Genomic DNA, 14,916 nt, shown 5'->3' on the forward strand with positions numbered 1-14,916 from the left:
CGTCTCAATGAAGTTTCAAGGGGTGAGCGGGCAGCATCAGCGTCTGCCCTTGCTCGAAGTAAAGAGGCCACAGCGCCTGAGTTTCGATCGTCTCCAGAGAGCGCCGAAGGGCACCCTGAGGCAAATGGTCAAGAAAACGCGGGGCATTCGGGGCCGTATTCGCGTTGATGAAGGCTCGCAGCCAGGCGCCAAAGCCCTGCGGCGCGGGCAGCCCGCTCATGCCTCCGTAGGTCGTAACCTCGGCGCGGTCCGGGGTCAGCCCGGCAAGCTCCTCAGCGCGGCGCACCGCGTCGAGAATACCGCCGATGGAGTCCACAAGTTTCGCCTCCTGCGCCGCCGTCCCTGTCCATACGCGCCCACGGGCCACCTTGTCGAGCTCATCGGCGCTCAGAGGGCGCCCGGCCGAGGCCTGCGTCAAGAAGAGCTGGTAGAGGTAGGTCATCGTCTCACTGACCCCTTCGAGTTCCTCCTCACTCCAGCCTCGCCACAGGGAGAAGACCCCGGCGCGCTCCCCGCGTTGAACCGGTGTCGAGGTCACGCCGAGCCGGTTGGCGAACGCTTCGAAATTGAACTTGCCGGCAAAGATGCCGATCGAGCCGGTCAGGGTATTGGGGGTGGCGAAGATCTCATCGGCACCGGCCGCCACGTAATATCCGCCGCTGGCCGCCACGTTCCCCATCGAGGCGATGACCGGCTTGGTTCGTGCCAGCGCCCGCACCTCCCGGTAGATCAGGTCACTGGCAAGCGCGCTGCCCCCGGGGCTGTCGATACGCAGCACCACCGCCTTCACCCGATGGTCACTGGCGAGTTGTCGCAACGTGGCGTTGACGCTTGCGGCGCCCGTCATCACGCTGCCCCCTAGAGGGGAGCGACCTGAACCTCCGTCGATGATCGCGCCGTCGATGTAGACCACCGCGATCTCTGGACGAAGCCCCCAGGCCTCATCATGAATGGCCACCGGTCGGTAGCCTCGGTCGACCCGAACCCTGGAGCCGAAGAGGTCGCGCATCCGCCCGGAAAGTTCATCATCGTAGACCAACGCATCGACAAGCCCCTGATCCAGCGCCTCATCCGGCAGCAACGGGGCGTTGTCGACGATCGACTTAAATGCATCGGGCTCAAGCCCTCGACGCAACGCGATGCGGCGAGTCAGTTCGTCGTAGATGGCCTCGACGTACTCGCCGGTTTGCTCCAGCGCCTCCTCCGAGGGTGTCGGGTTCACAAAGGCCTCCGGTGCCGACTTATACGCGCCGATGCGCACAAACTCCGCCTCCACTCCCAGGTTCTCCAGAAGTCCCTGGTAGCTGGTCAACTCGGCCTGGAGCCCGGTCGGGGCGTAGGGCGTGGCCGGAAGCATCCACACCTCCCGCGCCGCCGAGGCTGCATAGATGCCGGCAGTTGTCGTCGAACTCATCAACGCCACACTGTGCTTGCCGGCCTCATGAAGTCGCTGGAAGCCCTGATGAAGTTCCCAGAGCTGGCCGTAACCCAGGTTGAAGTTTCCCACCCCCAGAATCACGCCCTCAACGGTGGGGTCGTTGGCCATGGCGTCGATGTTCTGCATCAGCTCCAGAAAACTTCGGGTCGAGGGACCTAAGAGCTGTGAGACGGCCTGCTCGGCGATCGAGTTATCAAGGTCCAGGCGCACCCAGCGCCGTGATGAGGCCACCACCGAGCGTCGTCGCTGGTTGCCCAGCCACACCCGACCGTTGAGCGCATTAAACGCCACATCGGCACTCTCGGCGTCTTTGCTCAGCAGGGCCGCCACCGAGGTTCCCAGAAGGCCCAGGCTCATCTCGGCACCGGTACTCATCGCGACCATGCGTGGCTCATACTCGCGTTCGGTATCCAGGGAGATCGCTCCGCGCGCAAAGAGGCGTAGCCCGGGAAAAACCTCACCCATCACCCGGGGCTCTACGGAGACAAGCCGCTCCCCGCGGACATGGTAGAGTTCGGTATCAAAGACCAGTCGCCCTTCAAAACCTCGCAGCGCCAGCCCCAGACCCAGGCGAGTGGGCAGCGCGCTGTCTTCTTGCAGATAGGCCGGCATAGCGTCGCGGACCATCATCCCCAGCCCCAGGTGCTCTCCCACCCGCCACTGCATACCTACGTCCAGCGTGGTCAGGTCGTTGAGGCGCTCGCTGCTGCGACTGCCGAACATGTTGATGCCCACCCCCACACTGAAAAAGCGCGGCACAGCGACGGCCGCTCCCAGGGTGTACTTGCGGTAGCTGCCAAGCTCCGGGCCAAGTTCCCGGCGTTTGAGCCACTGCACCTGGCCCCCCAGGCCCACATAACCATTGCCCAGCGCAAAGCTCGCTGCGTGACCCGAGCCCAGCACATCATCGAAGGTGTCCGAGGGAATGAAAAAGCGATAACCCAGCTCCGAGCCTCGTACGAAGCCCACCCCGGCCGGGTTGATCTCCAGGCTGGCGCTGTCGGCCTGAGTGGTCAGCGAGCTGTCCGGCACCGCAACGCCCTGGCTCGGGGAGGGTTGCGCAGCGAGTGAGGCGGGAAGTGTAAGTGCGAGGCTGGAAAGCAAGAGCGCGATGCGCTGGCGAGGGGAGATCATAACGATGTTCCTTGCATCAAAACACGGGCAGCGACCCTCGCGCGCGCCTCACTGGGGGGCGCGCCGGGGCATCAATTGAAATCAGCTTCTACACCGTCTTCCGGTACCGGAGCGGCCTCGGTCGGGGAGGCGGGCTGCGATGCGGGGTTTGCCCCTTGCTCCAGGTCCTCGGAGGTTTTGACGATGCGCATCACCTTATCAAAGAGGACCTTTGCTTCACCCTGGGTCATCGAAGTCGTCACGAAGATGTCGGAAGCCTGCTGGCGCACCGCCAGATTTTGCGCGGCAGGAGCAAGCCCAAACACGGTTACAAGCGGGTTGCTCAGCGCTTGTTGACGGGCTGCAGCGATCTCCTGGGCGGAGACTCGCGCGCGCTCATCGTCGCGCATCGTCATCACCATCGAGGCCAGCACACTGGCTTTCAGGCGGACACTCAGCGCCGCAAAACTCGCGTCGCCGGCCTCCCCCTGATAGTTCGGCTGGATCATCATGATCACCCCCGGCGCCTCTCCCAACTTGGCCAGTGCCCCCACAAAACGAGCGCCGAGCCGCTCTCCACGCTCCAGCCTCCCGAGCACCTCATCGCGGTAGGCTCGCTCTCCGGTGAGAACCAGTACGGCGTTCGGTGCCAGGGTAACGACATCGAGTTGCGAGGTGCGCACGCCGGCCCGCGCTCCCACGCTCAGGTCGACGGCATCGCTGGCGCGAGAGCGTACGCTCGTCAGCACGGAGGCCGCCTCAAAGTCGCCGCGCGCCGCCAGCGCCGACCCTCGCACTGAGCTCAAATCCAGATTAGAGGGATCCATGGGGTTGGCCATGCCGCTGAGCATCGCCAGGTTTAAGGGCGGGGTGTCCGAGAGGATCACTAGCTCCTCAAGATCCTCCTGAACCTCGATCTGAAGTGTCTCCTCCACCGCCGCCAGGGCCGGGCCCACGGCCGGGTGTGAGCGCATCCACCCCAGCGCCGGGCCGAAGAATGGCGAGTCGCGCGTCTCATCGAAGTCCACCGCCATCACCGCGTCGTGTCCTCCGGGAAGCGTCTCCAGAAGGTCGCCCATGGCCCGGGCCTCAAGCGTGGTGAGCAACACCAGCGCGCTCACGCCAAAGGTCACCGCCGATCGTATCAGCACAGATAAGTTCTTCTTCATCACGTGGCTCCCTGGTAGAGCGTCAGCCCCCGAGGTTTAAGAGGCAAACATGTCGCTGTCGCCTCACACTAGGTCTGGCCGTTGGGGGTGTAAAGCCGTGGTGAGGGTTTGTCTGCAAGGACGAGGCAAGCGTAGGATGTCGGGGCATGGCTCCCTCCGCCAACATCCCAACTTCGACACGCTTCACCTCACCGACGAGGCACCGTGAACAACGAGACCATCCTCCCGCCCGAACTCTCGACCTTCCGTCGAACCGCGTACCGACCTGTCACCGCAGAGGGCGATGCCGATCTTCGTGGGAGCAAGTTCAGCGGACGTCCCTGGCTTCAGCACGATGAGCCGTGGCCCCTGTGCCCCAACTGCAACACGCCGCAGCAGCTCTTTGTTCAGCTCAACCTCGCCAGCCTTCCCCCGGATCAGCAAAAGCACCTGGGCGATCGTGGCCTCCTGCAACTCTTCTACTGCACCAGCAGCGACCCTCTCTGCGAGGTGGAGTGTGAGGCGTACTTCCCCTTCGCCCGCAGCGTTATGGCGCGTCGCATCGACGACGTCTCGGAACCTGCCAACACCGGCGCTCAAGGTCCTGTGCAGCCCTTCGCCGCGCGACGCATCGAGGGGTGGGAGGCCATCGACGATGATGTGCCCGGCTATGAAGAACTCGACCAGCTCGGCCATGAACTCAGCCCTGAAGCGGAGCAAGCGCTCGAAGAGGCCGAGCGTCCGGTTACCGGCGATAAGCTCGGTGGTTGGCCAGCCTGGGTCCAGGGCGTGGAATACCCCTCCTGCCCGACATGCAGCACCCGGATGGAGGTCGTCTTGCAGATCGACTCCAACGACAACCTCCCCTACATGTTTGGTGACATGGGCGCAGGGCATCTGACCTGCTGTCCGAACCACCCCGACGTGCTGACCTTTGCATGGGCCTGCTATTGATGAGCAACGCAACGACACATGATGACGGACCACGTTGGCTTCGCTGGGTGATGGCTCTTGTGATGCTTCCGGCCGCACTTCTTGCCGCTGCCCTCCTGACCTACGTCGGCGGTGTCGGCGGTGAGCTCAGCCCGATGCGCCTGGGGCTGGGGCTTGCGGTGCTGGTAGCAATGGTCGTCTGGCCCGTAACGCCGGGCATCAAACGAGGTGGGCTTCTTGCAGCATTGCTCGCCGTTCTGATCGGGGTTTTCTTCATCGCGCAGCGTCCCGCCGCCGAGCGCGACTGGCAGGAAAATGTCTCCCGCTCGCCTCGGGCGACGATCGAGGGCAGGGAGGTCACCCTGCGCCATGTGCGCGACTTCCGCTACGATGAGGAGGGCGAGGTCGAGGAGGCCCGCTGGTACGATGCGACGTACAATCTTGACGCGATGAAGCAGGCTTATTTCATACTCACCACCTTTGGCGGGGTGCCCGGAGTGGCGCACGTTATGGTGAGTTTTGAGTTTGAAGACGATCGCTTCGTGGTGCTCTCCGCAGAAGCCCGACGAGAAGAAGGGGAGAGTTACGATCCGATCGGCGGGATGTTTCGCCAGTACGAACTCTTCTACGTCGCTGCCGATGAACGCGACGCGCTGGGGCTTCGCACCTACGTCCACAAAGATCCTACCTGGGTGATTCCGATGAACGCCGGGCCGGAGAAGACCGCAGAGTTTTTCGTCGACATGGTCGAGCGTATGGAGGCTCTTGCCACGCAACCGAGTTGGTACCACACCGTGCTCAACTCCTGCTCCTCCAACCTGGCGGCTCACTATGAGCGCATCAACGCTGTGGAGCTTCCGCCGGACTATCGGGTGTTGCTCCCCGGGTTTAGTGAAGAGCTTATCGCTGAGCTCGATCTTCTACCGGAGGGCATGAGCGTGGCCCAGGCGCGCGAGCGCTTTTTGATCAATGAACGGGCGCTTGCGGCGCCTCTTGATGCGAACTTCTCAAAGGCGATCCGAAGCACGCCCTGAGCCACACACGGCACGTGATCCGGACCTCGCCCGGGCATCACTTTCACGCTGGAGCGACCATGGACGTCAGCCTCATTCGCAACCTTTCGGTGATGGACGAGGTATGGCAGGGCCTTCAGCTGGTGCCTACCTCACCCGCGGATGTCGGGCTGATGGTGGGCGTGGGGCTGATGCTCTATCTGGCCTACCGGGCGCTGGCGCGAAAACGATTCATCGAAGACTTACCCCTGTCGACCTGTGCTGGTGTGACTGTGGGAATGTGTCGTCTCCACGCTAAGGCACGTGCTGCGCACGCGAGCGACCTGCTGAAAGCGCCGGGCTCGGGCTCTCCGGTGGTGTACTGGTCGGAGCGGGTCGAAGAGCAGGTCGCCGTCGTCGAGGAGGAGCCACCAACCCGGCAACGCCGCCGACACCGTCGTGTGCGCTATGAGTGGCGGGAGGTCAGTCGCCGTGCCTCCCGCGCATCATTCTGGCTCGAAGACGAGACTGGCCGGGTGGAGGTCGATCCAGGGGGCGCGGAGATGCACACGCGCGTCGATTTTCAGGAGGTGATTGAGGTGGCGCGCGCGGGCTCGCGCCGACGTGAGCGGGCGCGCCGACGAGGGGGACGAACCGGGCTTCGCCGCCGCGAGGTGCGCGTCATTCACTCTGGCGAAGAGGTCAGCATCATCGGCCCGGCCAGACTCACCCAGGCTGCCGACAGGCTGCGCATCGGTCCCGGGAACTGGAACGCGCCGGAGTACGTGATCACGACCCTGGGCGAGGCGAAGCTCACGCAAAACTACGGGCGTTGGGCGCTTTTTCTGCTCCTGGTAGCGCTCGCGCTCCTGGGCTGGTGGGCTGGCTCCGGAGGCGTGGTTGAGTCCCGGGCGATACGACATGCCTGGGCTGCCCCGGGCGAGTACCCCGGCGCCCGCGCCCTACTGATGGCCTGGGCGCTGGCCTGCGTGCTGATGCTCTACCTCAAGGTGATCTTCGACGGGATGGTGGCTCTCCAGAACCGTGTCGAGCGGGCCTGGTCGATGTTGGAGGTGGAGCTGGCCCGGCGACATCATCTGATCTCAACGCTCGTCGACCTTGTCCGCGGCTATGGGGCGCATGAGGCTGAGGTGATGCGGGAGGTCGCCAGACGTCGAAACCCGGCTCTAGCTGGCGAACGAGGTAGCGAGGTGCGCTCCCGGGCTCGGTCGGAGCGCGATGTGCAGGCTACCTCATCATGCGATGCGCTGGCGGAGGCGTATCCCAACCTTCGCTCCAGTGAGCACTACCTGCGTCTGATGGATGCGTTGCGATCCACAGAAGATCGCGTGGCGTGGGCCCGAACCTTCTACAATGACTCCGTTGAGCGACATAATACGCGCCTGCAGCGCTTCCCCGATCGCATGGTGTGGCGAGTGTTCGGCGTGCGGCCCGCTCCCAGCGAGCGGGATCGGAGACGCGAGAACACAGCGAGCGACCCATGAAACGTGCCGGTCTGCTGGCTGTGGTCATCATTGCATGTGGAGCCATCATGATGGGTTGGCAGAGCAGGCTGATCTTCTATCCGGAACGCCTGGCGGCGGACGTCGACTTTGAACTTCCGCGCTCCGCCGAAGAGGTGCAAATCACAACCTCCGACAAGGAGGTGCTCAGCGCAGTGCTGCACCGCGCTCAATCCAGTCAAGGGGTTATCCTCTACTTTCATGGGAATGCCGGTAGCCTGCGCACCTGGAAAGACGTCAGCTCCGATTTCGTTCCTCTGGGCTACGACACGTTGGTGCTCGACTACCGGGGCTACGGAAAGAGCACCGGACGCATCACTGAGGCCGGGCTTTACGAAGACGGACGCGCGGCGTACCGCTGGCTCATTCAGCAGGGCTATCATCCTGATGACGTGGTGATCTACGGACGCAGCATCGGCAGCGGCGTAGCCTCGAAGGTGGTGAGCGAGGTTGAGGCCCGCGCGCTCATCCTGGAGTCGCCCTTTAGTAGTCTGGTGACCCTCGGCCGTGAGTTAATGCCCTGGGCATTGCCGGGGCTTACGCTGCGTTTTCGCTTCCCGAACGAGATCCATCTGGCGCAGACATCACTGCCGGTGCTCCTGGTCCACGGCCGCGCCGACGAGTTGATCGGAGCGCATCATAGCGAGCGCCTGGCGGAGGTCCTTGGGGAGCGCGCGGAGCTTCATCTCATTGAGGGCGGCGCTCATAACGACCTCGCTGCTTTCGCGCCCTACCACCGGGCGATCGCTGCGTTTCTCGCCAGTCATCGAAGCGGTGGTGCCGCCCATGTTCCCACCGCCGAGCCCGCACCTTAAGTGAGGGTCACGGGCGCCACTCGATCTGAAACCCGATCATCGGGCCGCCCTGGCTGACCTCGGCATAGCAGGTGCGCTCGCCAGAGGTGGCCTGTTCCCCGGAGGGCAGTGTGGGACCGCTGCCGCAGTCCACCTCCCGGGTGCCACGAAGTTGGGCGAGCCCGACGGTTGGCACAAAGAAGATCGAAGCGCGGTCGCCGTTGCCCCGTGCCAGCACTTTCAGCCCCACCTCGCCGAAGGCATGACCGGCAAAGCCAGCACCGCCGCGCGCGACGATCCAGGAGGATTTCCCGATGGAGCCCGCCGGAACCTGCGCCCCCCCGGCGGTGCCGCCGTAGCGGAAGGCGCCATCGTAGAGAAAGAAGTTGTTTACGAGCTGAATGTGAATCCCGTCGAGCGCCCCCAGGCGAACTTTTTGGGAGATGGCAAAACCCAGCTCTGCCCCGAATCCGCCGGTGTCGCTGCTGCCGCTCTGATATGCCGTGGAGTTGATCGTGGTGGTCCCCACGCCGATGCCCACCTGAAAAGGGGTGGTGTCATACGACACGATGGCCGTACCGATCACGGCAAGCAGGTTGGTCGCGCGCGAGAAGCCGACCGCCAGAGGATCGACGAGAATCTCTGCGGTCCAGGGCCCCTTAAACTGATAGGCGGCCGAGGCTTCGCTCAAGGAGCCCGCACCCACCGTTCCCAGGGCAAGAAAAGGGCGCAGCGTAAAGCTCAAACGGGCCAACCCGGGGAGGCGAGGAGGCGCGAGCCGGCTGGTCGTCCGCTCCTGGTCGGTGGGCCTGGCGAGCGCACCGGCGGGCACGCGCTCGTTGACACCCAGGCTGAGCTCGGCACGGTTTTCGCTGAGCGAGTCGATGGGGGCAATCGCCAGAGTGCGCACGCGCTGCGTGCTCTCTGAGGTATCGCCCAGGCGTATGGTTTCGATCTCGTAAAGCTCCAGAAGTTGGCCAGCCTCCAGGCCCTGCGCCCCGCCCATGTCCACAATGACGCTGCCGTGCTGGCTCTCGACGACGGTAGCTACGAGCGCCTCATCGGGGCTGGATGACGGGGGTAAGTCAGGGCGCGGCAACGCGGGCTCTTCCGGCGATGTTGCCGGTCCGGCAGGGCGTGGCAAACCCGAGAGCAGGCTGGCTTCTTGACGCCGCGTAATCACCCAGACGTCATCTTCTGCGGGGAGCAGGGCATCGATGGGGCCGGATGCACGGCGCACTTCCCGAGTCCCATCACCGAAGAGCAAAACGCGCTGGTCGGAGCACGCGAGCACCGGACCCTGCTCCCGCATCAGGCTGGCGACGAGCTCGCAACCCTCAGCCCGGGCGCGCGAGGTGATGGTGTCGACCTCCGCAGCTTCCTCCGCGGCCTCGTAGCTTTCCGCGCTGTCGGGTTGGGATGGTCCGGTGTCGCTCGGCGAAGGAGCCTCTTGAGCGACGGCCTCAGGGAGTACCAGCAGAGTGGCAACAATCGCGGCCGTCAGGGGAATGGACAGGGTGGGGCGCAGAAACATGGGCGGACTCCATCGGTAGAAATTCGAGCATCCGGCGCGCAGCGTCGTGAGCATGCGATGGTAATGCCCGGCGGTGTCAGGACAACGAGGTTGGTTCTTCAGTTCTAGGCCAACGCCCCGGCGCATCATGTAAAAAAGCCCCGACAACTCACACAGAGACATCAGGGCTTGGTCCTGGCAGAAGGGCCGTATTCAGCGTGCGTCGCGCTCGCGATCAAGCTGTTGGGCCCGCAGACAGGTGACGACTGTCAGATGCACAATCGAGGGCACGGAGCATGCGAACTGCAGCACGTTTACCGGCCGACGCATCCCCAGCAAAATGGGGCCAATTACCTCCGCGCCCCCGAGCTGGTTGAGGAGTTTGTAGCCGATATTGCTGGCGTTGAGGTCCGGGAAGATCAGGACGTTGGCCTCACCCTCCAGCGTCGAGAACGCAAACTTATCGGCGCGAAGATCGGCCTCGGTGGCGAACTCCAGTTGCATCTCGCCATCGACATTGAGGTTGGGGCGGCGCTCTTTAACGATCTGTGTCGCCTCCGCCACGCGACTGGCGTCCGGGTGACGGCTCGCCCCGAAGTTGGTGTAGCTGAGCATGGCGACGCGGGGCTCAAGGTCGAAGAGGCGTGCGGCGTCGGCAGTGGCGATGGCGATGTCGGCCAGGGTGTCGGCGTCCGGGTCGATGTTAACCGTCGTATCGGCAAAGAGTTTGACGCCGCGGCGAGTGACGACGACGTGCATGCCCGCCACACGACTCTGGCGTTCATCGACGCCGATGATCTGCAGCGCAGGCTTCAGCGACTCCCGGTAGGGCCGTGTCACCCCGGAGACCACGCCGTCGGCAAGCCCTTCGTGCACGAGCAGCATCGCATAGGGCTCCGGGCTACGCAGATGGTCGCGCGCATCGGCAATCGTCACGCCTTTGCGCTGACGCATTCGGTAGTAGACGTGGGCCAACTCCTCAAAGCGCGGGTCGCGCTCGTTGTCGAGAAGTTCAATACCGGTCAGATCAATGTCGAGCTCTTTGGCGCGCGCCCGGATGACATCCACCGGTCCCAGAAGGATCGGACAGGCGATCCCTTCATCGACAAGAATCTGCGCTGCTTTGATGATCTTATCTTCGGTGCCTTCCGGGAAGACGATGCGTTTGGGCTCGCGCTTGGCGACGTTAATCAACCGGCGCATCAGGCCCTTGGAAACCCCCTGGAGCCGCTCCAGTGCTTCGACGTACGTCGGTAAATCCACGCTCTCCCTCGCCACGCCTTCGGCCATGGCGGCCTCGGCGATCGCCGGCGAGAGGCGCAGCAACACGCGGGGGTCAAAGGGTTTGGGGATGATGTATTCGGGGCCAAAGCGGATATGGCTCTCGTCGTAGGCTTCCGACACAACCTCCGGGACATCTTCGCGGGCCAGCGCCGCCAACGCGTGCACGGCAGCCAGCTTCATGGATTCGGTGATGCGCCGCGCACCCACGTCCAGCGCCCCACGGAAGATGAAGGGAAAGCCCAACACGTTGTTGACCTGGTTGGGATAATCGCTGCGCCCGGTGGCCATAATCGCATCATCACGCACGGCCATCACTTCCGGGTAGGCGATCTCGGGGTCGGGGTTTGCCAGCGCAAAAATAATGGGGCGTTCGGCCATCGAGGCGACCATCTCACGGGAGATGATGCCGCCCGCAGCGAGCCCGACGAAGACGTCGGCATCGACCATCACCTCGTCCAGGCTTCGCTTGTCGGTCTTACGGGCGAAGTAGCCCTTATACGGATCCATGTCGATCTCGCGCCCTTCAAAAATCACCCCGTGGATGTCCACCATGGTGATGTGGTCGCGTTTGACCCCGAGTGATTCGTAGAGACGCGCGCATGCCACCGCGCCGGCACCGGCACCGGCAAAGACCACGCGCACCTCTTCGATCTCTTTTTTCTGCAGCGCCAGCGCGTTGATCAGCGCCGCACCGGTGATGATAGCCGTACCGTGTTGGTCATCGTGAAAAACCGGGATATCCAGCTCGTCGCGCAGACGCTCCTCGATCGCAAAGCAGTGCGGCGCGGCGATGTCCTCCAGGTTGATGCCTCCGAAGGTGGGCTCAAGGGCTTTGACGCAGCGAGCAAACGCGTCCGGGTCGCGTTCGTCGAGCTCAATGTCGAAGGCATCAATGCCCGCCAGAACTTTAAAAAGAACGGCTTTGCCCTCCATGACCGGTTTGCTTGCCAGCGCGCCGATGTCGCCCAACCCCAGGGTGGCCGTGCCATTGGTGATGATGCCCACCAGGTTCTTTCGGTTGGTATAACGAAAGGCGGCCTGCGGGTCCGCGGCGATCTCGCGGCAGGGCTCGGCCACGCCCGGGCTGTATGCCAGCCCCAGATCGCGCTGGGTGGAGAGGGGCTTGGTGGGCAGGACCTCGACTTTACCGGGACGGGGAAACTCGTGGTAGTCGAGAGCGTCTTTGCGGCGAATGGGGCCGTCGTGCTTGGAGTTGACGGTCATGGGAGAGGGACTCCGAAGAGGGGGGGAGGTCGGGCGATCGAGCCCGTCACCGGCCTAACAGGTCGTCGAGGTCGGCCAGGGCCTGGGTGATGTCGAAGCGGGAGAGGCCACGGCGTCGGAGCTCGGTTTCGTCGAGCGTCCGCAGATGGTGATAGTAGCTTCGGGCGCGTTGGCCAAGACGCGCACGTTCCGGGGCGTTGTCGGCCAGAAGTTCCAGGGCATGAAAGAGGGTGTCTTCGGCGCGATCGTCGATGCGATGCTCCGCGTAGAAGTCAAAGAGCTCCACATACGCGGGCGCCACCTCATCGGGGCTCAACGCCTGCGCAGCGATCGGATGAACGAGCAGTCGGTGAAGGTGGTGAGCCGCATAGCGGTCTTCGTCGTCGAGACGCTCACGCAGCGTCTGGCGCAACATGTGGAAGGCCAGAGTTGCGCTCTGAGCTGCGGCCCCCGGTTTCGCCAGGTCGTGGAGCATCGCTGCACGCAGCGTCCACAGTCGCCCCAGCGAGGCCAGAATCGGCGCATCAAGCGACCGCAGGTCCTCGTACGTCAGCGTATGGATGAGCTCCGGGCGTGTGTGCAGGTGCTCGGCCAGGACGGAATCGAGGGCCGCCAGAGCCATCGCGTCGTCGGAGGTCTCGGTGCGCGCGCCGGCGACGCGTTTGTACGCCCGTGAGAGAGCTTCCAGCGCACGCATCAGTTGTTCATTCTTTACGATCATGGCAACCAGCTCGAAACGTGCTCTCGGATGCGAATGCAGCGCTGGAAGCGCTACCAACGACTAGCCCTCGCGCGGGTCATAGCCCAGGAGTTGGTCGGCAACTTCGCCCACGCTGAGCTCATCATCTTCGATGAGGGTGAGCGCGTCGGCATCGCTCATGGAGAGCTCCAGGGTGTTGATGAGGCGCTCGACCTCACCCGGGTCAAGCTCTCCGCGGTCGAGCTCGTCGAGCATCAGGATAAGTTGTTCACGGCTAACGCGTCGCTTCATGGTGCGCTCCCTGAGATAGAGGTTCAAAGGAAACTGCAATCAGAGAGTGATAAGCACCCTTTCGCGCCTCGACAGCTCAGGGCGAGCTTGCGGGCTGTGGAAGGGCCGCACGCATGCACGCCATGTAGACCTCACGATCATGATCGACGGCGAAGTTGCCGGCCTCATTCATGACCATCGCGTCGTTAAAACAGGGGCGGTGATGGCTGCCGATGGCGTCGGCGCACACGCTCTCGTCATGTTGACCCACACAGCGTCGCTCGAAGTAGTGGGCGAACTCATGGGCCACCTCCGGATCGTAGGGAGGGCTCTCCACAAAGTTGACGTAGGACCAGGCGGCGACTCCGCCGACGATGAGCAGGGCGATGGCCAGAACGATGAGCTTGGAGCTTTGCACGGCACCCTCAGGACTTCAGGGGAGGGAGGCGAGGACGCCTCGGGGAAAGGAACTCGACATGTAGGCAATTTTACGGGTATGAACAACCAACATATCCGACGGCCCGATGGGCCTGACCTGGCGGTAAGATCGCGCGACGCGCTGCGTCAACAGAAGACGTTGAAAGTTCGCGTTTGAGGTGTCATACTCCCTCGCGTTCATGGCAATTTGCTTACGCGAGTTCTTACCGAGCTTTCGGAGCCCCGACGTGACGTCGAGGTCTGGCAGCAGGGGGAGGGTTTCAAGGGGGCTGTTGGTATGAACACCAGAGCGATTTTTGTTTTGAGGTGAGGGCATGTAAGGCGCTCGCCGGTCGCTCGAGATCCACGTCGTCGACGCGTAGTACCCCCACCGGGGGCGTCGTTCGGATTTTCCCATCGCGGCATGGTGCGTGGTGGGTTAGTTAGGACCGGGGAGGTCCCGGGTTGTCTTTGTCAGGCGACGGTCAAAGGCAGCGCAGATCATGTTTCAGGAGTTAGGCAATGAAGATTCAAGGTACGGTTAAGTGGTTCAATGCGGACAAGGGCTACGGTTTCCTCACCCAGCCTGATGGCGAAGATGTTTTCTGCCACTTCAGCGCGATTCAGTCCTCGGGCTTCAAGACCCTTCGCGAAGATCAGCGCGTTGAGTTTGAAGTTGAGCAGGGCCCCAAGGGTCTTCAGGCGGTCAACGTTGTGCCGCTTGACTAAGGTCTGTTCGACTTAGAATAGAACCCCGACGTCGCGAGACGTCGGGGTTTTTTTATGGGCCTCAGGAGGTAACGATGGGCTGGCGAGCAGTGGTCGGGGCGGTGGTGGTGGTGGTGATGGGCTGTGCAGCAGGAAGCGCGGACCAGCCGGTGATGCGCCGCTACGTGGAGGTCGAGGGAGGCCTGGGCGGGGCGGTCGCCGACGGGGATTGGGAGTGGGCCAAAAGCTCTCGCCATGTGCGTTGCGGCGAGGCGGATATTCGTGGTGATGATCTCGGCGCGAATGTGGTCGAGGGCGGGGATGTCGCGAACTGGTCGTCGGTTGTTGCGGAGCGCGGCGACCGCTGCGGCGATGATTACGAGACGGCGCTTTTTCGCCTCGCCAACTGCGAGCGTCGTGAGCGTGGGCTGAGCGAACTTACCTGCGATATGAGGCTGGTGGCTCTGGGGCGTCAACACAGCGCTGATATGCGGGATCGGGACTTTTTTTCGCACGTGAATCCCCGGGGCCAGGGGCCCTTTGATCGCATGGAGGCGGTGGGGATTGCCTATCGCGCGGCCGCCGAAAACATCGGGCTCGCCCCCACCGTAGCGCATGCTCATCGGGGATGGATGGACTCGGCCGGGCATCGGCAGAATGTGTTGCACGAGGGTCTGACCCACTATGGTGTCGGGGTCGTCGCCAGTGAGCAGGGCTACTTCAAGACGGCGCTCTTTATCGCGCTGCCCTGATCCGTGGGTTCATGAGGTCGAAGCCTGGGCCCGTCTGCCAGAGGGAGCCAGCGCGCTATCGCTCTCGAATGTAAAGGTGAGGGGTTTTGACATAATTATAATTATCA

General features: G+C 63.4%; 13 protein-coding genes. 6 read left to right on the forward strand and 7 right to left on the reverse strand.

Annotation, left to right across the window (positions count from 1 at the left end; translation table 11 throughout):
- Positions 1-4: 4 nt before the first annotated feature.
- Both sppA and EA187_RS03265 read right to left on the reverse strand, forming a co-directional pair.
- Complete coding sequence (gene sppA, locus EA187_RS03260; RefSeq protein ID WP_127779152.1) at positions 5-2,572, reverse strand: signal peptide peptidase SppA; 2,568 nt, start codon at positions 2,570-2,572, stop codon at positions 5-7.
- 71 nt (positions 2,573-2,643) lie between these two features.
- The gene (locus EA187_RS03265) at positions 2,644-3,720 is read right to left on the reverse strand and encodes a hypothetical protein (RefSeq protein ID WP_127779153.1); all 1,077 of its coding nucleotides are present in this window, start codon (positions 3,718-3,720) and stop codon (positions 2,644-2,646) included.
- Between the two features lie 204 nt (positions 3,721-3,924).
- On the opposite strand from EA187_RS03265, the gene EA187_RS03270 reads away from it, so the two are divergent.
- The 4 genes from EA187_RS03270 to EA187_RS03285 are packed head-to-tail and all read left to right on the forward strand — an operon-like array spanning position 3,925 to position 7,962.
- Positions 3,925-4,653 (forward strand): DUF1963 domain-containing protein, encoded by a 729-nt coding sequence (locus tag EA187_RS03270; protein ID WP_127779154.1) that lies wholly within the window; start codon positions 3,925-3,927, stop codon positions 4,651-4,653.
- A complete protein-coding gene (locus EA187_RS03275) occupies positions 4,653-5,666 on the forward strand; it encodes a lipoprotein N-acyltransferase Lnb domain-containing protein (protein ID WP_164855933.1) in 1,014 nt (337 codons plus the stop codon). The genes EA187_RS03270 and EA187_RS03275 overlap by 1 nt, the downstream gene beginning before the upstream one ends.
- A 59-nt stretch (positions 5,667-5,725) precedes the next feature.
- Complete coding sequence (locus EA187_RS03280; RefSeq protein WP_127779156.1) at positions 5,726-7,129, forward strand: LemA family protein; 1,404 nt, start codon at positions 5,726-5,728, stop codon at positions 7,127-7,129.
- Entirely contained in the window at positions 7,126-7,962 is an 837-nt protein-coding gene (locus EA187_RS03285; RefSeq protein ID WP_127779157.1) for an alpha/beta hydrolase, read from the forward strand. Before EA187_RS03280 ends, EA187_RS03285 begins: the two co-directional genes overlap by 4 nt.
- Positions 7,963-7,969: 7 nt before the next feature.
- Here EA187_RS03285 and EA187_RS03290 read toward each other — a convergent pair whose 3' ends face one another.
- The 5 genes from EA187_RS03290 to EA187_RS03310 form a co-directional block, all read right to left on the reverse strand.
- The gene (locus EA187_RS03290; protein WP_127779158.1) at positions 7,970-9,475 is read right to left on the reverse strand and encodes a hypothetical protein; all 1,506 of its coding nucleotides are present in this window, start codon (positions 9,473-9,475) and stop codon (positions 7,970-7,972) included.
- A 192-nt stretch (positions 9,476-9,667) separates the two neighbouring features.
- Positions 9,668-11,962 (reverse strand): NADP-dependent malic enzyme, encoded by a 2,295-nt coding sequence (locus EA187_RS20905; RefSeq protein WP_127779159.1) that lies wholly within the window; start codon positions 11,960-11,962, stop codon positions 9,668-9,670.
- Positions 11,963-12,008: 46 nt separating this feature from the next.
- Positions 12,009-12,683, reverse strand: coding sequence for a DUF6483 family protein (locus EA187_RS03300; RefSeq protein ID WP_127779160.1), 675 nt, complete (start codon positions 12,681-12,683; stop codon positions 12,009-12,011).
- 60 nt (positions 12,684-12,743) lie between these two features.
- Positions 12,744-12,953: a hypothetical protein gene (locus EA187_RS03305; RefSeq protein ID WP_115602925.1), complete on the reverse strand. Its 210-nt coding sequence runs from the start codon at positions 12,951-12,953 to the stop codon at positions 12,744-12,746.
- 76 nt (positions 12,954-13,029) lie between these two features.
- Positions 13,030-13,350: a hypothetical protein gene (locus EA187_RS03310; RefSeq protein ID WP_127779161.1), complete on the reverse strand. Its 321-nt coding sequence runs from the start codon at positions 13,348-13,350 to the stop codon at positions 13,030-13,032.
- A gap of 521 nt (positions 13,351-13,871) precedes the next feature.
- Here EA187_RS03310 and EA187_RS03315 point away from each other — a divergent pair.
- A complete protein-coding gene (locus EA187_RS03315) occupies positions 13,872-14,078 on the forward strand; it encodes a cold-shock protein (protein ID WP_111728389.1) in 207 nt (68 codons plus the stop codon).
- Between the two features lie 74 nt (positions 14,079-14,152).
- Positions 14,153-14,809, forward strand: coding sequence for a CAP domain-containing protein (locus EA187_RS03320; protein WP_127779162.1), 657 nt, complete (start codon positions 14,153-14,155; stop codon positions 14,807-14,809).
- Positions 14,810-14,916 lie beyond the last annotated feature (107 nt).

Origin of the sequence: Lujinxingia sediminis, from assembly GCF_004005565.1 — a bacterium.
GTDB classification, from domain to species: domain Bacteria; phylum Myxococcota_A; class Bradymonadia; order Bradymonadales; family Bradymonadaceae; genus Lujinxingia; species Lujinxingia sediminis.